Here is an 18,892-nt window from a genome sequence, read left to right as displayed (position 1 = left end):
TGATCATGCAAGACAAAGAAGAAGAACGCTCCTTGGTAAACGTCGAAAACAAGTTGAGCAGCGACGGCTTTACCGCAAACTTCACCGTTACGGACGGCCGGTTGCACACCTTCGACAACCCAAATAAAACCTACGGCCCTGAAGAAGTTACCATCGTGGATTTCTACCGCTTCGAGGGCGAAAGCAACCCCGATGACATGTCTATCCTGTATGCCCTAACGTGCAACGATGGCGTAAAAGGCACCATCTCATCAGCATACGGTACCTATGGCGAATCTGACTCCATTGAGTTTCTCACCAAGGTAGAAGACCTAGGTAAGAACCTGGACAAGAGCCACAAATAGACTCCTAACACACGATTACGAAATTAAAAAGCGCGCTTTGGCTTCGGCCAGAGCGTGCTTTCTTGTTTTCATACCTTTCAAACAGAACTGTGAAAGCGCAACTTCCCACCCACCCGCTACGTGCCGCTGCCGACTTAGATCCATTATTGAATACTATTGGTGATGCCAGGATCGTGTTGCTGGGCGAAGCTTCCCACGGCACCTCCGAGTACTATCGTTGGCGTACGGCTCTATCAAAGCGCCTGATTCAGGAGAAAGGCTTTCAGTTTATTGCGGTGGAAGGTGACTGGCCCGACTGCTTCGAGGTGAACCAGGCTATCAAGCAGGATGAAATGTCTGCCGGCTCAGCGGCACGTCTGCTTCAGACCTTCGACCGCTGGCCTACCTGGATGTGGGGCAACTGGGAGATTGCTGCTTTGGTCGAGTGGCTGCACCAGCACAACCGCAACCTAGCTTCCGGCCAGAAGGTTGGCTTCTATGGTCTGGATGTGTATAGCCTGTGGGAGTCGTTGCAGGAGATTCTACACTATGTCGAAAAACAAGGAGATGGTGCCGTAAAAGCTGCTCACAAGGCCTTTAGCTGCTTCGAGCCGTACAGCAACGACCCGCAGGAGTATGCCCAGGCCGTGGCCTTCGTCTCGGAGGATTGTCAGGATGAGGTGAGCGAGATGTTACGGGCCTTGCGCCGGCAGCCGCCTACTACCACGGGCGTAGATGGCCTAGGTCGGGAGTTGGACTTCGCCGCCGAGCAGAATGCCTTGGTAGCCGTGAATGCCGAGCGTTACTACCGCGCCATGCTCCAGGGCGGCTCCAGCTCCTGGAACGTGCGCGACCGGCACATGATGGAAACCCTCACTCGCCTGCTCGACCTCCATGGACCTGACAGCAAAGCTATTATCTGGGAACACAACACGCATATCGGCGACGCTCGCGCTACCGATATGGCAGACGACGGTATGGTGAACGTGGGGCAGCTAGCCCGCGAAGCCTACGGTCGCGAGCAGGTATTCGCCGTTGGGTTTGGCTCGTATGAAGGCTCCGTTATTGCCGGCAAAAAATGGGGGGCTCCTTTCGAGGTAATGTCGGTGCCGCAAGCCACGCGAGGCTCGTGGGAGAATTACCTGCATGAGCAGTTGCAAGGCGATAATGCCTTGCTGCTCAGCACAGAGTTGCGCAGTGAAACTGCCCTGCTCAACAGGTCTTTAGGCCATCGGGCCATTGGGGTAGTCTACCGACCGGAGTTTGAGCGCTACGGCAACTACGTACCGTCCATCATTCCGGAGCGGTACGACGCCTTCCTCTTCATTGACAAGACGCAGGCGCTACACCCTTTGCCTACTCAAGCCGACGAACACACCCCGCCTGACATGTACCCGTGGACAGAGTAAAATATCTTACCACCAGCGCGTTATAAGGGTTTGTTCTTCCGTAATCTTAGTGTGGCACTAGCCCGAAGCGCCCGGCCTGCACATCCAGGATAATGGTATGGTGACGAAATGGTTCGTTGCCGAGCATACCATTCATTCCAGAGAAGCGCATTAAGGCTTGCTGTAGAAGGCTAGTGCCTTCCATATACGTTACGGTGCGTAGCGGAACGGACGAGCCTGCAAACTGTAACGTAGCGTCGGAAGGTAGCGTATGCGCTACCAGAGTTTTACCCCAGGAGTTGACCCCGTTAATTTGCGGTATAGCTGCCTGCCGACCTAGGTCCTGCCAAGTACTCTGGCTGGTAAGCAGGGAAAAGGCACTGGAGCCTGAGTCGAACAAAAACTGATGAGCCTGCCCTTGTAGTGCAGCACGCAGGATCACCCGCCGATTGGCAAAATCTAAGGGCACAAATGCTGCCTGGCGCGCCAAGCTATCCGGTACGCGAGGCAGCAGGGTGAAGCGGCGCCGCGGGTAGTCAAGAACGAGAACCTGGTTAGCTAGTACGTCGGCTCCCAGCGTACCAATGATGAATGGGCTATTATCAGCCGGCAACTGGCTAGCGCCATAGCGAAGCACCGGGAGGCGGCCAGCCTGCACGCGTCCGCTACCTAGGTTGAATGAGAAATTCTGAATAGTGTCGTGCTGGGGAAGCAGCGTACGTTGCATAGCCGGGTAGGCGACGCGCAGTGCGGCAAGGGGCTTAGCGTACAACAGGGAGTAAGGCGCTCCGGTATCAAACTGTAGGTAGCAGGTCCGGGCACAACCAGCTAACCTGACAGGTACCAGCAGCGCCGCGTGAGCCACGGCAGGATGAGCCATCGTATCGGCCTTCCAGGTGAAGGAGCACGCGGCCGGAAGGCTCGTCACGACAAGTTGATTGGCCGGCGGCTGGAACTTATAACGAACGTAGAAGTAGCCCCCGATGCTACTTATTCCGAGTAGCGCCAGTACGATAAGGAGGATTTTGAAGAGCGGTTTCATGAAACCTAGGCTTGTTGGTTGATGAACCAAAAGTGCCTACTTCATTGCCCTAGGTCGTGCGTCATTTAGCCGCCATTTAGCCGCCACATTATACAAGATGTTAGTAACCAGATTAATAAGGTTTATTGAATTTAGAAGCGAAACCGGTAAATATCCAGACGCCCTTGGCGCAACTGCCATGCTGCATAACCGACTGCGGCTACATTTAGCGCATAAGTCAACACCAATACACCTAGGTATAAGCCGGGCAGTAGTGCGCGGTGTGGGCGCCCTACCAGCATCTGTATCACCACGACCAGCAAGAAGGCAAAGAAGCACCCGACCTGCCATAAGATCTGGAAGCCGAGCACCCGGCGGCCGACCTCTGCTGCATGTTCTGTGTCGTGGCGCCTGGTTCGCCAGAGCCACCACGGCACCACAATATTGAGCAGGGGCAGGAACAGAAAGCTCAGCGCACTCAGGTTGAGTAGCTGCAGAAAGTTGGAGTCAGAGCGTAGTGCCGGCGCCGGGTCTGACACTGCCTCAGGTGGTGCGGGCTCAGCCCGAAAGTCATCGAGGGATACTTCTAGTGCCGTAGCCAGCGCCTGTAGCGTATAGCCACGCGGCACGGTGTCGCCCTGCTCTACCCGCTGAATGGTGCGCAAGCTCACACCAGACTGTTCCGCCAATAATTCCTGAGAAAAGCCTTTACTTTTTCGGATAGCGGCAATACGTTCGGCAGAAAACATAAACCAGGTTCGGCTTCAGTATGAGTTAAGTGGTAAATACCGAACCGTAAGCTAGAACATCTATGTGACAACGATCTTACTCAGTCACTTAGCTATTCAGCCACTCTTTAACCCCACACCTTTGTGCCTTCTGTGCAGTTGCGGCACATTTCAATCTGGTCGCGGCCTTTTAGCAAGGATTCGCGAAAACGCTGATACTTAGGCGCCTGCCACAACGCTCGGAAGCTTTGCTTTTGCAAATCGCCTAGGCGATACTCCGCGTCTTTGTCGAAGCAGCAGGGCACTACCAGGCCATCCCAGGTGATAACGCAGCTGTGCCACATTTTCCAGCAATGGTTCAGCAGCCGGTTCTTGATGCGCCAGCTACCGTTGTTGTTCTCGTAGCGCGAGTAGTAATCGATAGTAGGGATGAGTGGTGACCCGTTCTGGTAGTCGTAGATCTGCGCCGTTTTGAACCACACGTCATCGACACCTAGGTCTTTGGCCATGCGTTTGGCGTCTTCAATCTGGTGCTCGTTGGGCCGCACGACCAAAAACTGAAACACTACCCGTGGTGTGCTCGATTTCAGCTCTTTGCGCCACCGGATAACGTTGCGCGTACCTTCCAGCACCTTATCGAGCTTGCCGCCCACGCGGTACTGCTGGTATACTTCCTGGGTCGTACCGTCGAGGGAAATAATCAGCCGGTCCAAGCCGCTTTCTACGGTACGGCGAGCATTTTTATCGTTGAGGTAGTGCGCGTTCGTACTCGTAGCAGTGTAAATACCTTTGTCGGCGGCGTACTTCACCAAGTCCAGAAAGCTAGGATGCAGATACGGCTCGCCCTGGAAGTAGAAGATCAGGTACCACAGTTGCCGGTGCAACTCGTCGATTGTGCGCTTGAACAAATCATCGGGCAGCATTCCGGTAGGCCGCGTGAAAGAACGCAAGCCGCTTGGGCACTCCGGGCAGCGCAGATTGCAGCTGGTGGTCGGCTCGAAGGACAACGCCAGTGGCAACCCACGATGCCGCGCTTTGCCCGTCAGCTTGCTCAGCGCATAGCTGCCCACTACCTGCCCCGCGTTCAGTAGGCGCCTGGGGGTAGCTTTCGAGAGGAAGTTCAGACCGTCGGACAGAAGAGAAGCCATGTAGCAGTAAAGGTCGGCATTGCTTGGCAAGAAAGCCGGCAACTACCAACTGTCATGTCACAAAAAAGCCTGTTACCCTAGCTTTTGCTTCAGGATAACAGGCTTGGAGCAAGCAATTGCCAGGGCAAATTGTTTATCTACCCGACGACATGGGCAATAGGCTGGTGTAAGTAGCCGCTTTGCCGAACGCTTCTTTTATCTCATCGACGGCGGCGCGGCTGCTCAGGCGCTTGGGCTTTACGTTGAGGAACGTACCGTCTTCGGCCAGAAGCAAGTATGTAGGAACGTCCTGCACTGCATAGGCTTTGGCAATGACGGAGCGGTAGCCACCGGCGGCCCGCACGTGTACGCCGGGCAGCTTCTTGCTGATAACCAACTGCTTCCAGGCACCTTCGTTCTCATCAAGCGCGATGTTCAGGAACACGATGTTTTTGCCTTCGAACTTCTTAGCTAGGTCTTGGGCATATGGCAGGTCGCGGAGGCTAAGGCCACTGGTAGTGCGCCAGAAATTCACGTAAACAAGCTTACCGGCAAAGCTTTGCAGCGACACCGAGTCGCCAGTGGCCGACATTAGGTGAAAATTCGGAGCGGGCGCACCGATGGCAAAGGCTTTGTGCGTTTCGAAATCGTGCTGCAATACCGAATAGTATTGGTTTTTGGCATCAAGGGTGTGAAAATCAGCGAGCATGGCCGCCGACTGCTTCACGTGCCCGAAGCGGAAGGATTCCTGCATCACGCGCCCTAGGCACAGCAGCCGTGCCGCGCCGGTTAGCTGCGTTTTAGCCATGTCGTAGCACACCTGGTAGAAATCCGGATCGCTGCGCTGGTGGTTGCTTGCAGTAGCTTGATAATGAATATAGTTCAATAAGAATTCCTGGTACATCCCGCTTTGCAACGCACCAGCATCGGGGCTGTTGATCAGGCTTTTTTCGTTTAGGAAATCGTAGTACGTCGGCGACATTTTCAGGCGGGCGTCGGTGGCTACTACCTGCTCGCGCAAATCCTGAAAAGTCAGGCGGTCGTTGGCGTAGCTGTAGTCAATTTCCGCTTTGGCGTAGACCTTAAAAGCGGCAGAAAGCTGGTTGTCCTGCGCGTAATCATCGAAAAACTTACGCTCCTCTTTGCGGCGGTACTCCAGAAACGACAGGAAAGGCACTTCGTAAAGCATGATGTTGTCGGGCAACACCTGAAAGCCATCATTCTCGACAAACTTCTCGTCTACTTCGGTCAGGTAAGAGTTGGCGGCGGCGCCGTTGCCCTTGAACTTCACCGTGGTAGCCATGTCGCTGCCCTTAAAGCGCACGTCCATGTTGTTGCCAGGCTCCAGAAAGAGGTCGGTCACATCATCGCCATACACGAGGTCGGCGCGGGTGGGGCCAGCCACAGTAAGCGCCAGCCGAAACTCGCCTTTATCGTCGAGTCGGGCGTACGTGATTTTCTCTTTCGGATCCAGCGCATTTTCACGCACAGATACGGCCACCGTATCGACGGTGCGGCTGCTAACCTTGCCGGTCAGCACTACCGTACCCTGGGCTCGACCCAGGTGCGGTAACATGAACAAAGCCGCTACAGTCAGGCTAGCAGCAAAGCGAGAAAAGTAAGTCATTGTAAAAAGGATAATCTAATTTATATACATGCTGAGCCGACATTCCCTTCTTTAATCCGATTTTTTATAAGCAGGAGTCTATTTCCTAGGTAAAAGACAATTCAGCACGGCAAGATAATTCTTCTAAATTAATATAATCCAATCTAGAAGATTTCTTTTTCTGTATGCTGCTGCCACTTAACCGAAGATTCCGCTTAAAACTTCGTCTAATCGGCCCAGTGGATGCACCCGGATTCCGTAGCGACCTAGGTCGAGGCCGCGGGCGTTAAACTGCGAAATGTACATTTCCTGAAAACCTAGCTTTTCAGCCTCTGACAAACGTTGGTCCAAACGGCTCACGGCCCGAATCTCACCACTCAATCCAACTTCCGCCGCCAAGCAAACATCCGTCGGCAGGGGCAGATCGTTGAGGGAAGACACCACCGCCGCGCACACGGCCAGGTCCAGGGCCGGATCTTCCAAACGCAGACCACCGGCAATGTTCAGGAACACGTCGTGCTGCCCCAGGCGCAGGCCACTACGCTTCTCCAGCACAGCCAGCAGCATATTCAGACGCTTCGAATCGAAGCCGGTGCTGCTGCGCTGGGGCGTGCCGTAGGTGGCGGGCGTCACGAGGGCCTGCACTTCCACCAGCAGCGGCCGGTTGCCTTCCAACGTCGCGCCGATAGCCATACCGCTCAGCGTTTCAGTACGTTGTGAAAGCAGAATTTCCGACGGGTTCGATACCTGCCGCAGCCCCGAGCCCTGCATCTCGTAGATACCTAGCTCGGAGGTGGAGCCGAAGCGGTTCTTGATGGTACGCAGAATGCGGTAGCTCAGGTGCCGGTCGCCCTCAAATTGCAGCACGGTATCTACCATGTGCTCCAGGATTTTGGGGCCGGCAATGGAGCCGTCTTTGGTGATGTGGCCGATGATGAGTACCGGCACACTAGTTTCCTTGGCATACTTGAGTAGCTCGGCGGTGCACTCGCGCACCTGCGACACCGAGCCGGCTCCCGACTCCACCAGCCCCGACTGCAAGGTCTGAATGGAATCGACAATAACCACGTTGGGCTGAAGCTGGTCGATCTGCTTGAAGATATTCTGGGTGTTGGTTTCGGTAAGAATATAGCAGCCAGGATGTTGCTCGCCCAGGCGTTCCGCCCGCATCTTGATCTGCTGCTCGCTTTCTTCGCCCGAAATGTAAAGTACTTTGAGCTGCTGCAAGCTCATGGCAATCTGCAACATCAGCGTGCTCTTGCCAATGCCGGGTTCGCCGCCGATGAGCACCAGAGAACCCGGCACGAGGCCGCCACCCAGCACCCGGTTCAGCTCGCCGTCGTTGGTGTTAAACCGAGCTTCCTCTTCGTAGTGAATATCGGTGATGATGCGCGGCTTGGCAACGGTGCTGGTGCCGGGCGCGGAAGTGGGCGTCTTCCAGGAGCCTGCCACCTTGGTGTCTTCCTTCTGCACCACTTCTTCCACGTAGGTGTTCCACTCGCCGCAGCTGGGGCAGCGACCAATCCACTTGGCAGACTGAGCGCCGCAATTCTGACAGAAATAAAGGGTTTTAAGCTTGGCCATGTACTCGATATAGGGAAACTAAATAAGGTTATACAGGGCTAAAAAGTTTGGCAGGAACTGATTATTTGCCTTTGCTTTTCAGTCAACAACTCGCCTCGTTTGCCTCCTGTACCAACCTAGGTTTGGCCACCAAAGCGGTGCGGCGCACAGCTTGCTGCCTGTACTTTTCCCTGATCTAATTTTCATGGAAACGCCGCGAAAAATATAGGCAACTAGCCGGCAGCTAGAGCTGTGCTAGCCAGACAGAAAGCTTCTCCTGAATGGAAACGCGAGCATGTGGAGCAGATCAACCAGACCTATCTAGCTAGCTTCTAGAAGCTTGTATTTAAAACAAGTGGCGAGCAGAACGGTATGTACTACAACATTGATCCTGTGGAAGCAATGCTTTTCAGCCTTTCTCATGCTACTTCCGTTCCGTTCTTACCTGCGCCTTGGGCTAACCCTAGCCTCGGCCGCACTGCTGATTAGCAGCTGCGAACTACTAGAATTCAGCCCAAATGACGTGCGGGCGCCCGACGCCCAGCGCGACCTGACCCGCCAGAACCTAGAGCGCCTAGCTCAGCAGCCGAACCCCACGGGTGGCGATACGCTCCGCTTCGCTTTTACGGCCGACTCGCAGCGCTACTATGATGAGCTAGACCCGTTGGTGAGCAGCCTCAACCAGCAGCGAAACCTAGCTTTGGTTATCGTCGGGGGCGATATTTCTGATTTCGGGCTCGGGCGCGAAATGCGATGGGTGAACGGCAAGCTGAAGCAGCTGCGCGTGCCGTACTTCACCGTCATTGGCAACCACGACCACGTCGGAAATGGGCGGGCGGCTTACCAGGAAATCTTTGGGCCCTTGAACTATAGCTTCACGTACGCAGGCACCCGTTTCATTCTGACGGATACCAACGGCCGCGAGTACGGCTTCAACGGCCAGGTACCGAATGTACCGTGGCTGCAACAGCAGCTAGCTGATACAGTAGGCGTGCGGCGGCAAGTCGCCATTTGCCACGTCCCTCCTTTCGACGGCGATTTTGACCCTAGCTTGACAACTAGCTACGCGCGGGCCCTAGCCGCCGCCCCACGGCTGGTATTCAACCTCAGCGGCCACATTGACAAGTTCGGCGTGAGTCAGCCCTACAACGACAACGTGACGTACATCAGTGGTTACAGTGTGGAACAGCGCCAATACTTGCTCCTCACGCTCTGGGGCGATAAAGAATACAAGCTCGAAAGCATAGCTTATTAACAATGAAGCACTTACTACTCTTCGTGGGGCTACTAGTTACTTGGATAAGCAGTAGCGCCCAGGCGCAATCTGACACGCCGACGCCTCGCCGCTGGTACGTGCCGCAGCACGCCGTATTGCAAACGGCCGGAGGCATTGGGCTGGTAGCAGGCGGAGCCGGCTATACTCTTGGCTCTAAGCGCAGATGGGATGTAGACGCACTAGTCGGCTATGTTCCAGGCAAGTACACCGGCGGCCGGGCATTCAGCATCTTCACTCTGAAAGGCACGTATGCGCCTTTCTGCTTGCCCGTACAAACGCGCTGGCAGGTGCAGCCACTGACGCTGGGGCTACTGACCAACTACACGCCCTCGGCTATGCTGAACCGCTCCCGCGACGACAAGTATCCGTACAAGAACTACTACTGGTGGTCTTCCACGGTGCGGCTGGGTGTCTTCCTGGGTGGCCGCGTGGGGCGCGAGTTGCCCGTAAGCCAAGATGGCCGGGCTCGGATGGTTTCTGCTTACTACGAATTAGGTACCAATGACTTATACGCCGTGAGCTTGCTACCCAACACCAAAGGGCTGTCGCTCGGCCAAATCCTGACCCTAGGTCTGGGGGTAAAAGTAGATTTCTAGCAAGCAGAACCAGCTAACCTGATGCGCCAAATCCCACCCTGGCCTACACTTCGCTTGTCGCCTTCAAATATGCCGTACGCGCCTCATTAAGCAGCTGCAAAATTGTAGCTCGCTGACGCAGCAGATGCTCGAATACCACTCGCTGCTGCCGAAACAAACGCCAAGCGCGCAGGCGTCGTATTCTGGCTTCCAGGCTGTTCCAGTAGCTGAGCGCGTAAAATCCGGCGAACGGCAGGCTCACGGCGTAGAGCGTGGTCCAGCGCCAATCCTGGGTGAAGTGGTGCACCAGCAGGATTTGCGCGGCGTAGCACAAGGGAAAGGTCAGCATCCCCACCACCAGCATTATCGGCGCAACAAACTCCACATCTTTGGTTGCCCGCCGGGCCACCATCGAAGGCAGAATGTAGGGTATGTAGTTGTTGATCAAGCCATAAAGCCACACCGGACCACCTAAGGTCAGCTTCAGGGTGGTGCGAATGCCGCGGGCCAAGCGTCCTTCTTTACTGCCCGGCTCCAAGGCCGCGTCGGTGAGGCGGAGCCGGTCTAGGTCGAGCAGATACGTGGTGAGTTGGTCGCGCACTTGCTGAAGGCGAGCGGGGTCGTGCTTTTCGAAAAATGCCACCCCTTCCAGCAGCGTGCGGCTAAGCTGAAAGTTGTCGTAGAGCGTTTCTTGGTCGTCAGCGATGAGGTGATTGGTAAAGGTATCTTCCACTTGCTGCACCAATTCATCCTCGGCCGCGTCGCGCGTGATGATGAGGCGCCACTCCAGCCGCTCCCGAATTTCTTCGGTCAGCGCGTCGGCGGCGGCTTCCGGGTCCTGATGATAGGCGGCGGCGTAGTCGGCCACTACAATGGGCGGCGCGACATTTACGAGCACATCGGAGCGGAAACGGGCCGGATCGAAGTAGTTGATACCCACCGGCAAAATGCGCAAACCTAGGCTGAAATCGTGGCGGGCTTCGGCGCCGAGCGCAATGCGGGCCGCCCCGGTTTTGAGCGGCCGCAACCGGCGCTCCGAAACGCTCGTACCCTCGGGAAAAATCATGACGGTGCCGCCCTGGTCGAGATAGTCGTAGCTGCGGCTGAAAGCAGCTTCATTGCGGCGCGCCAGCTCGGCGGGCGCTACCGGGCTGTTCTTATCCACATCCTGGCGGCGGTAAATCGGAATGGAATTGCCGGAGGTCATAATCCGGCGCAGAATAGGATTCTGGAAGAAGGTGCTTTTGGCCAGAAACGCAACCGGGTCGCGCCGGTTGATAGCAACAACCAGCGGGTCCATAAGCGTATTCGGGTGATTAGCAGTTAGTAATAATGGTCCTGGTAATTGCAGTCGTTCGCGGTGGCGCACTTCCAGGCGGTGAAAGAAAATGCGTAGCGCCAGCTGCGCCACGGGTTTCATCAGGGTATAAAAGAGCATAAGCAGGGGCCCTGGAAAAGCAGGCTAGGTTTAGATCTTGCGTAGGCCAGGCTGCGTACATGATACAAAATCCATAGTATTTTTCGGAGCCATTCCGTTTTATAAGCAAGCATCGTACGCACTTCAACGTTTGTTAGGTGTTTGCTGGCCGGGGCCGCACGATGCGGCTGGCTGGCTTCCTCAAAAGCAAAGACACTTTTCAGACCTAGCTTTGCACGTTACAACTACTTAGATCCTCTCTCACGCTTTCGTCTCTCATGCGCTTTCTTCTACGTATTCTCACTGCCTGTCTGCTACTGACGAGCGCCGCTCACGCCCAGACCAACATGGCCGTGCTCCGCAAAGCCGACGACCTCGTGGCGCAGAAAAAGTATGACGCGGCCTTTCGGATGCTGCAGGAGTATGATCCGCACAATAGCAAGCTGGCCGTCGTCCTGAAAAAAGAGGAATATGCCCTCAACTACAGCATCGGCACCCATCAGTATCACACCTTCACCTTCAAGGACTTGCCGATTTTGGAAACCTTGGACGATAACCGCTACAAGGAAGGCGTCGGGGGTACCACGTATCGATTTCGGGTGGGCCGCGCCCTCGATTCGCTCAAGCGCCGCTACCCCAATAACTACAAGCTCGACCGCGGCCTGGGCGACTACTATTTCAGCCTGCAACAGTGCGACTGCGCCGAAAAGAGGATTCTGGAAGACGATCTTTTCCCATTGATTATCAAGCACTACGCTGTAGCACACGACAATGGCTACGGCGATTATTACTCTTACTTCGCCGTGGGCTACGCCTACCAGCGCCTGGGCCAGTTCAGGCAAAGCGTCGCGCCGTTTCTGCACTCCATCGAGTTGCGCAAAGACTATCCGCCCACGCACCTCAACCTAGCTTTTGTGTACCTGGAGCTGAAGCAGTACGACAAGGCGCGCGAAGAAGCCATCCTGGCCCGCGACCAGTTTCAGGACGACCAGCCCAAGTCGGATGCGGCCTTTTTGCTCAGCGAAATCGAAGACCGGATTAAGGGTATCGGGGTAAAAACGGCCAACCGCCCCAACGCACGCAGCACCAAGATCGGCTCACACCCCAAGTCGCCCACCACGCACAAGGCGGGAGCCAAGGCAGCTAGCCCGAAAGCAGCCGCAGCGAAAGACTCGACAGCGACCAAGTCGGCGGCGCCGGAGCCGGCACCTAGCCCGGTACCTGCCCAGGATGCACCAAAGCCTACGCCGGAAGCCTCTAAGTCAGAGGACAAGCCCAAGGAATCTGCCTCGCAATAGTCTTCTTCCTCAGTCTTCTACCTAGCTTTTCTCATGCCTAGCCCGCGCGTCGAAATAACGTATTGCACGCAGTGTCGGTGGCTTTTGCGCGCCGCCTGGATGGCGCAGGAGCTGCTCACTACCTTCGACACCGAGCTAGGGGAAGTAGCGCTGGTGCCGGGCACGGGCGGCATTTTTGAAGTGCGACTGAATGACGAGTTGATCTTTTCGCGCAAAGAAGCCAGCCGCTTTCCGGAGTCGAAAGAGCTGAAGCAGCTCATCCGCGACCGGATTGCGCCGGACCGGAACCTAGGTCACAGCGACCGGCCGGTGGCAAACAACTGATTTAAAGTCAGTGTAAACCAGCTTATAAAAAGAACGTCATTTCGACCAACGGGAGAAATCTCGCGTGCAGACGCCAGGCGGTAATTGCAACGACAGCACGCGAGATTTCTCCCGTTGGTCGAAATGACGACCGAATACGATAGAGGCTAAAGAGCAGGTCTACCCGTTCATCACGCGGTTCTGGCGGTTGATCGACTCCAGGTGAATAGCATCCAGGTACTTATGGATGAAGTCTTCGGTCAGACCTAACTTGGCGCCTTTCTGCACGCCACGCTCCAGGATTTCGCTCCAACGGCTAGGTTGCAGGATGGTGATGTTGTTCTCCTTCTTGTAGGTACCGATTTTCTCGGCCACGGCCATGCGGTTGCCGATCAGTTGCAGAATCTCGTCATCGAGGTGATTGATTTGCTGGCGCAGCTTTTCCAGGGCGGTCAGAAACTCCTGTTTATCAGTCGTTTCCTGGCGCCATACCAAGCTATCGAGTAGCTCGGCGAGGCGCTCGGGCGTTACTTGCTGCTTGGCGTCGCTCCAGGCGTTATCGGGGTCAATATGCGACTCAATCATCAGCCCGTCGAAGTCAAGGTCGATGGATTTTTGGGCGAGGCTTTGCAACACGTCGCGGCGGCCGCCGATATGGCTTGGGTCGCAGATGAGCGGCATGTCGGGCAGGCGGCGCTTCATCTCGATGGGCAGGTGCCACATCGGAGCGTTGCGGTATTCGGTGTTGCCGTAGTTCGAGAAACCTCTGTGAATCAGACCGATATTCTTAATACCGGCTTTCGCGATGCGCTCCACGCCGCCCATCCATAGCTCCAGGTCGGGGTTGATGGGGTTCTTGATGAGCACCGGAATATCCACGCCACGCAGCGCGTCGGCCACTTCCTGCACCGAGAAGGGGTTTACCGTCGTGCGGGCCCCGATCCAGAGCACGTCCACATCGAACGCCAGACAGTCCTCAACGTGTTTAGCAGTAGCCACTTCCACCGTGATGGGCAAGCCCGTCAGGTCTTTCGCTTTCTTCAGCCAGGGCAAACCTTTCGTGCCAATGCCCTCGAACAAGCCGGGCTTGGTGCGCGGCTTCCAGATGCCGGCGCGCAGCATATCTACCTTGCCGGTAGCCGCTAGGCGCGTGCAGGTTTCGATGGTTTGCTGCTCGGTTTCGGCGCTGCACGGACCCGAGATGATAAGTGGCTTTTTGCGGATGAGGGGCTGCTCGGCAGCGGCCACGGGTGCGGTTTGTTCCATTATATGAATGTGCTGGTTTTTGATTTGCTAGGGTGTTGATGTGTTGAGTTTTAATGTGCCAGTGGGCTGAATTTACAATGAGCAGGAAAATGAATCGCTGGAAACACCACCTATCCACATTACTAACCAGCCCACCAGCACATCAAAAAATCAACACATCATTTCAAGATTTTACGGATGAGGTTGGCTTGGTGAATCAGGTCGGTCACGGCCGGATAGTTTTCCTGCGCAATCAGGTCACGCATGTGTTGGAGCTGGCGCAAATGCTCGTCGAGTACGTCGAGCACGTTCGTGCGATTCTGGCGGAAGATGGGCACCCACATGGCAGCAGAGCTTTTGGCCAGACGCACCGTCGATTCAAAGCCGCCGCTGGCCAACTCAAAGATACGCTGCTCCTCCTTTTCTTTCTCCAACACGGTGAGGGCCAACGCGAAAGAAGTGATATGCGAGATATGCGAGATGTAGGCCGTGTGCACATCGTGGTCGGCAGCACCTAGGTACACGAGCCGCATGGGCAACTGCTGAAACACCTTTTCCACCAGCGTCACGGCATCTGGGTCGCTGCTTTCAGCATCGCAGATCACGAGCGTCTTGTTCTCGAACAGGTGCGGAATGGCTGCTTCCGGCCCCGAATACTCAGTACCGGCCATCGGGTGAACGGCCACAAAACGGCCGCGGTTCGGGCTGTCCTTGATGGCTTCCAGGAGCTGTTGCTTGGTAGAACCCACGTCGATAACTACCTGCTTATCAACCAGCGCCAATACTTGCGGCAACACCGTGAGCATGGCATCCATGGGCACGGCCACTACCACTAAGTCGGAGCGGTGCACGGCGGAAGCCAGGTCGGCGGTGACTTCATCGACCAGACCTAGGTCCAGGGCTTTCTGCTGGTTTTCGGGGTTGCGGTCCAAGCCAATGACGCGGGAAGCAATGCCCGTTTGCCGCAGGCTCAGCGCCAACGAACCACCAATCAAGCCAATACCTATAATCGTGACTACCATTTACTTAGTACTTATGCCTAGTGCTTGGTGCTTAGGGTTGAGGAGGTTAGTAGAGCGGTGTAGCGCGGGCTCTGTAGTCCACACCTGCCGTATATCCGTGCTTACCCACTTCATGCGCGGACTACAAAGTCTGCGCTACACGGAGCTAGGTTGCAAGGCTTTCACAATGCGCTCCAGAGAGGCGCGGAATACTTTTTCCGGCTGGCAGAGGCTGACCCGCACGAAGGCGTTGCCGTTGCTGCCGAAGATGCCGCCGGGCGTAATGAACACGCGGGCGTCATGCAAAAACTTGTCGCTCACCGCGTAGCCGTCAGCGTAACTCTCTGGAATAGAAGCCCACACGAACATACCCGTTTGCTGGCGGTCGAAGGTGCAGCCGATGGTGGTGAGCAGCTCAAACACTAATTCACGACGGGCACGGTAGTGCTGGTTGAGTTCCTCGTACCACTCATCACCTAGCTGAAGGGCAGCCACAGCGGCGCGCTGCACCGGCAGGAACATGCCCGAATCCATGTTGCTCTTGAAGCGGAGCACGTCTTGCAGCAGATCGGCGCGACCGACCAGCATGCCCACGCGCCAACCCGCCATATTGTGCGACTTGCTCAAGGAGTTCAGCTCCAACACCACGTCTTTAGCGCCGGGCGTAGCGAGCAGGCTAGTGGGTTTGTCGTTCAGGATGAAGCTGTACGGGTTGTCGTGCACCAGCAGGATGTTCTGCGCCTTTGCAAAGGCTACCAGCTCCGCGAAGAACTCGGGTGTGGCCTGTGCGCCGGTGGGCATGTGCGGGTAGTTCACCAGCATCAGCTTCACGCGGCTTAGGTCGCGCTGAGCTAGGTCTTGCAGGTCGGGGAGCCAGCCGCGCTCGGCCGTCAGGTCGTAGTCAACGATGGTAGCGCCACTTAGCTGAGCAGCAGCGCGATACGTTGGATAACCAGGATTCGGAATCAGCACCTTGTCGCCTTCTTGCAGGAACGTCATGCAGATGTGCATGATGCCTTCCTTCGAGCCCAGCAGCGGCAGCACTTCCGTGTCGGGATTCAGCGTTACGCCGTAGCTGCGCTCATACCAGCTGGCCATAGCTTCGCGTAGGGCGGGCACGCCTTTGTAGCCCTGGTAGGCGTGCGTGTTCGGCAGCTCTGCGCTGTCCGTCAGCGCCTTGATGACGCTGGGGTGCGGCGGCATGTCGGGGCTACCAATACCTAGGTTGATGATATCGGCGCCGGCTTTGTTCAGCCCTTCGATTTCGCGGAGCTTCTGGGAGAAGTAGTATTCGCCGGTTTGGGCCAGTCGCTGGGCGGTGCTGATCTGCATGGTCATTGTTCTTGCCCCAGGGTTAAAACCCTGGGCTGTTTAGGGTTGTAATTAGCATAGCGAAACATCTTTTCCGCTGCGTAGCCCAGGGTTTCAACCCTGGGGTCGAGAGGTTTTAGTAAGTTTCTCCTTTGCGGTACACGCCTAGCACCCGCACGCTGTCAGTCACGGGGGCAATGTCTTCGAGTACTTTTTCGAGCTGCCGGGCGTCGTCAAACTCCAGGTCGGCGTGGAAGTAATACTGCCAGGTGTAGCCCGGCCGTGGGTACGACTGAAGCTTAGAGAGATTGATGCCGCGGTCGGCGATGCGCACGAGCACCCGGGCGAGGCTGCCCTGCTGGTGGTCGGTGTGGAAGTACAGAGAAGCTTTGTTGGCGTTAGCCACCGGCTTGGCCTTTTCAGCTCGCTCCACCACCAGGAAGCGCGTGTAGTTCTGGTCGTCGGAGTGAATGTCTTCCGCTACGATGTCCATGTTAAAAAGCTCGGCGGCCAGACTGCCGGCTACGGCGGCGGTACCAGCCAAGTGCCGCTCACGGATGTTTTTGGCGCTCAGCGCTGTGTCTTCCGTTTCTACCAAGCGCCAGTCAAGATGCTTGCGCAAGAAAGCCCGGCATTGCAGCAAGGCCATCGGGTGCGAGTGCACTTCGCGGATATCTTCCAATGACTGGCCCGGCAGCATCAGCAGGTGCTGGCGAATGCGCAGATACACCTCGCCGGTCACGCGCAGGTTGGCCTGTTGCAGCAGGTTGTAGTTGGGTAAAATGCTGCCGGCTATGGAGTTCTCAATTGCCATCAGGCCGCAGTCCACTTCCTCGCTGGTCACCTGCCGCACCACTTCCGAAAACGTGGCGCACGTCGCGAACGTGATATCGGTGCCGAAATAGTGGCGGGCGGCTATTTGGTGGAAGCTTCCTTCGAACCCTTGGATGGCAATTTTGGGAATCATGACTATTGAGAATAATGAGCAATAAAAAAGGGCTTCCGCGGTGCGGGGCCCTTTTCGTTTGTGTTCCTGGTTCAGGAGTTACAAAGGAGGGCCCGCTTCTTCCGGTAAAAGAAGAAGTAAAACCCGTAGTAAAAAGAAGCCAGGAATTTCATTCTGCGTACTGTTTTCTGATAACAAAAAAGCGCTTCCTGGGAGCAGGAGGCGCTTTTCGTGTTCTGTATGACTATGCTACAAAAAGGCCTCGCTGCTATGCTTTCGCGTAGTAGAAAAAGTAGCTAAAAAAGAAGCGGGCCGATTGGGTAGGCATGGAATTGCAATGCTTGGTGCGCTAAAAGTGAGAAAAGCTTTTTGGAAAAGCAAAAAATAAATGTGCTCCCTAACGCTTAAAACCCATCAAGAAGTAATCTTCAACGCTAGTACCTCATTCATCTTCGCTACTTCACCTGTTCAATAATTATACCTGATGAGGGGGGACTATAGTAGGAAGCTGGAGGATTTATAGAGCTTACACACAGAAAACCACCATTAGTATCCTTAAACAACTTGAAGGGGTACGCTTTTGTAGCAATTGAGCGCATGTAATTGTAGCTAGCTATTGTGTACACCTCTAGGCTTTTTGTTCTGGTTCCCGCGTAGATTAACTGCGCTGATTCGTCGAAGCAAAAAGTTGTAAATTCCTTATTCCCGCGAGGTAAGCTAGCTTCGTACGTCATGTCCTTGCGGTAGATGGCACCAGCAGAAGCAGTGATATACTTGTTGCCTTGCGGAAAGAACTCAAAGATGTTTGCATCTAGTGGATAGTCTCCATGATATCGATCATTCACGTGGTATGAAGAAGTCCCATTTGCATTAAAGCTATAGTAATCCTGATCAGTGGGTCCAATGTTCAGCGTAATTTCTAACAACTCAGTCGCTGAGTTGGGAAAACGTTTGAAGCGTGTTTGATCAAAGTCACCAGTTTCTGATATCAACTGCTTGGTAGCTCGATTGTATACTTTGAGCGGCCGATTAGTCCATGCAGAGGTAGAGATGAAGAGTAAACCATTATAGGCTACTACACAAGAAGAAGACAGGCCCACATTGAGTTGGTCTACTTTGGCCAGCGTAGCTGCATCATAAATAAATATCCATCCATCATTACGCGGTACATAAAGCTCTTCTACACCATTGTAGGTACCAAAATCACAGTACCCAATAGTAGCCGCCGTATTCACCGATTTGACAATCTGTTCGCTCTTAACATCGTACTTAGAGATAGTGCCGCTCTTTTCGAAGAAGTATAGCAGTCTATCCTGGGGCCGGAATTGTACATCGTACGGCGCAATAGCTAGCGTTTTTATATCCTTTCGCTGGTAGCTAATAATGTTACTACTGATCGTCTGACCAGCCTGATTAGGTTGGTTAGGTTGGTTAGACGATATCCGGGCTATTACTTGATATTCAACCGTAGCGCTGTAAGGCACAGTATTATCCACAAAAGACACCTGATCTGCCCGATAGTTCTGAGCAATAGGAATCTGATAGCTGTCAGACGGTGTTTTACGCAATACGCTATAGCTCATAAAGTTGGCATTTTCCAGCTTGGTCCACTGGAGCTTAATCGAATCACCGACGACTTTAGGCTCGCTCAATACTATCTTGTCCGGGTAGCTGGTTGGACCATCTGGATCATCTTCTTTTTTACAAGCTAATAAGAAGACCAAGCCAATCAGAAATAATAAATTCTTCCTCATGTTAGATTTT

17 protein-coding genes are annotated in these 18,892 nt (G+C 54.9%); 6 read left to right on the top strand and 11 right to left on the bottom strand.

Features of this window, described 5'->3' with window-relative positions:
* Window positions 1–5 precede the first annotated feature (5 nt).
* Both IEX74_RS06445 and IEX74_RS06440 read left to right on the top strand, forming a co-directional pair.
* Entirely contained in the window at window positions 6–344 is a 339-nt protein-coding gene (locus IEX74_RS06445) for a hypothetical protein (RefSeq protein WP_188812254.1), read from the top strand.
* Window positions 345–433: 89 nt separating this feature from the next.
* Complete coding sequence (locus tag IEX74_RS06440) at window positions 434–1,732, top strand: erythromycin esterase family protein (RefSeq protein WP_188812252.1); 1,299 nt, start codon at window positions 434–436, stop codon at window positions 1,730–1,732.
* 46 nt (window positions 1,733–1,778) lie between these two features.
* Here the strand turns inward: IEX74_RS06440 and IEX74_RS06435 are convergent, their stop codons facing one another.
* The 5 genes from IEX74_RS06435 to radA all read right to left on the bottom strand — a co-directional run bounded on the left by IEX74_RS06435 (window position 1,779) and on the right by radA (window position 7,777).
* Window positions 1,779–2,753, bottom strand: a complete 975-nt coding sequence (locus IEX74_RS06435; RefSeq protein WP_188812250.1) for a hypothetical protein — start codon at window positions 2,751–2,753, stop codon at window positions 1,779–1,781.
* Between the two features lie 131 nt (window positions 2,754–2,884).
* Complete coding sequence (locus IEX74_RS06430) at window positions 2,885–3,481, bottom strand: helix-turn-helix domain-containing protein (RefSeq protein ID WP_188812248.1); 597 nt, start codon at window positions 3,479–3,481, stop codon at window positions 2,885–2,887.
* Window positions 3,482–3,588: 107 nt separating this feature from the next.
* Window positions 3,589–4,608, bottom strand: a complete 1,020-nt coding sequence (locus IEX74_RS06425; RefSeq protein WP_188812246.1) for an SPASM domain-containing protein — start codon at window positions 4,606–4,608, stop codon at window positions 3,589–3,591.
* A 133-nt stretch (window positions 4,609–4,741) separates the two neighbouring features.
* Window positions 4,742–6,214, bottom strand: a complete 1,473-nt coding sequence (locus IEX74_RS06420) for a TlpA family protein disulfide reductase (RefSeq protein WP_188812244.1) — start codon at window positions 6,212–6,214, stop codon at window positions 4,742–4,744.
* Between the two features lie 177 nt (window positions 6,215–6,391).
* Window positions 6,392–7,777: a DNA repair protein RadA gene (gene radA / locus IEX74_RS06415; protein ID WP_188812241.1), complete on the bottom strand. Its 1,386-nt coding sequence runs from the start codon at window positions 7,775–7,777 to the stop codon at window positions 6,392–6,394.
* Window positions 7,778–8,177: 400 nt separating this feature from the next.
* Between radA and IEX74_RS06410 the strand changes: the two genes are divergently transcribed.
* Together IEX74_RS06410 and IEX74_RS06405 are read left to right on the top strand one after the other, a co-directional pair.
* Window positions 8,178–9,011: a metallophosphoesterase family protein gene (locus IEX74_RS06410; RefSeq protein ID WP_188812239.1), complete on the top strand. Its 834-nt coding sequence runs from the start codon at window positions 8,178–8,180 to the stop codon at window positions 9,009–9,011.
* Window positions 9,012–9,013: 2 nt separating this feature from the next.
* On the top strand, window positions 9,014–9,628 hold the full coding sequence (locus tag IEX74_RS06405) for a hypothetical protein (protein WP_188812237.1): 615 nt from the start codon (window positions 9,014–9,016) through the stop codon (window positions 9,626–9,628).
* A 43-nt stretch (window positions 9,629–9,671) separates the two neighbouring features.
* On the opposite strand, the gene IEX74_RS06400 is transcribed toward IEX74_RS06405, so the two are convergent.
* Entirely contained in the window at window positions 9,672–11,045 is a 1,374-nt protein-coding gene (locus tag IEX74_RS06400) for a lysophospholipid acyltransferase family protein (protein WP_188812235.1), read from the bottom strand.
* 257 nt (window positions 11,046–11,302) lie between these two features.
* On the opposite strand from IEX74_RS06400, the gene IEX74_RS06395 reads away from it, so the two are divergent.
* Both IEX74_RS06395 and IEX74_RS06390 read left to right on the top strand, forming a co-directional pair.
* Window positions 11,303–12,322, top strand: a complete 1,020-nt coding sequence (locus tag IEX74_RS06395) for a tetratricopeptide repeat protein (RefSeq protein ID WP_188812233.1) — start codon at window positions 11,303–11,305, stop codon at window positions 12,320–12,322.
* Window positions 12,323–12,355: 33 nt separating this feature from the next.
* Entirely contained in the window at window positions 12,356–12,646 is a 291-nt protein-coding gene (locus tag IEX74_RS06390; RefSeq protein WP_188812231.1) for an Rdx family protein, read from the top strand.
* Between the two features lie 159 nt (window positions 12,647–12,805).
* On the opposite strand, the gene IEX74_RS06385 is transcribed toward IEX74_RS06390, so the two are convergent.
* The 5 genes from IEX74_RS06385 to IEX74_RS06365 all read right to left on the bottom strand — a co-directional run bounded on the left by IEX74_RS06385 (window position 12,806) and on the right by IEX74_RS06365 (window position 18,882).
* The gene (locus IEX74_RS06385; RefSeq protein ID WP_188812229.1) at window positions 12,806–13,891 is read right to left on the bottom strand and encodes a chorismate mutase; all 1,086 of its coding nucleotides are present in this window, start codon (window positions 13,889–13,891) and stop codon (window positions 12,806–12,808) included.
* A gap of 158 nt (window positions 13,892–14,049) precedes the next feature.
* Window positions 14,050–14,892, bottom strand: a complete 843-nt coding sequence (locus tag IEX74_RS06380) for a prephenate dehydrogenase (protein ID WP_188812227.1) — start codon at window positions 14,890–14,892, stop codon at window positions 14,050–14,052.
* Between the two features lie 135 nt (window positions 14,893–15,027).
* The gene (locus IEX74_RS06375) at window positions 15,028–16,209 is read right to left on the bottom strand and encodes a pyridoxal phosphate-dependent aminotransferase (protein ID WP_229755137.1); all 1,182 of its coding nucleotides are present in this window, start codon (window positions 16,207–16,209) and stop codon (window positions 15,028–15,030) included.
* Window positions 16,210–16,318: 109 nt separating this feature from the next.
* Window positions 16,319–17,149 carry a prephenate dehydratase gene (locus IEX74_RS06370; protein WP_188812225.1) on the bottom strand — a complete coding sequence of 277 codons (831 nt, stop codon included), beginning with the start codon at window positions 17,147–17,149 and terminating at the stop codon, window positions 16,319–16,321.
* Window positions 17,150–17,583: 434 nt separating this feature from the next.
* Window positions 17,584–18,882 (bottom strand): hypothetical protein, encoded by a 1,299-nt coding sequence (locus tag IEX74_RS06365; protein ID WP_188812223.1) that lies wholly within the window; start codon window positions 18,880–18,882, stop codon window positions 17,584–17,586.
* Window positions 18,883–18,892: the final 10 nt, after the last annotated feature.

Origin of the sequence: Hymenobacter cavernae, from assembly GCF_014641455.1 — a bacterium.
Classification (GTDB): domain Bacteria; phylum Bacteroidota; class Bacteroidia; order Cytophagales; family Hymenobacteraceae; genus Hymenobacter; species Hymenobacter cavernae.
This window is presented reverse-complemented; position numbering and strand designations above follow the sequence as displayed.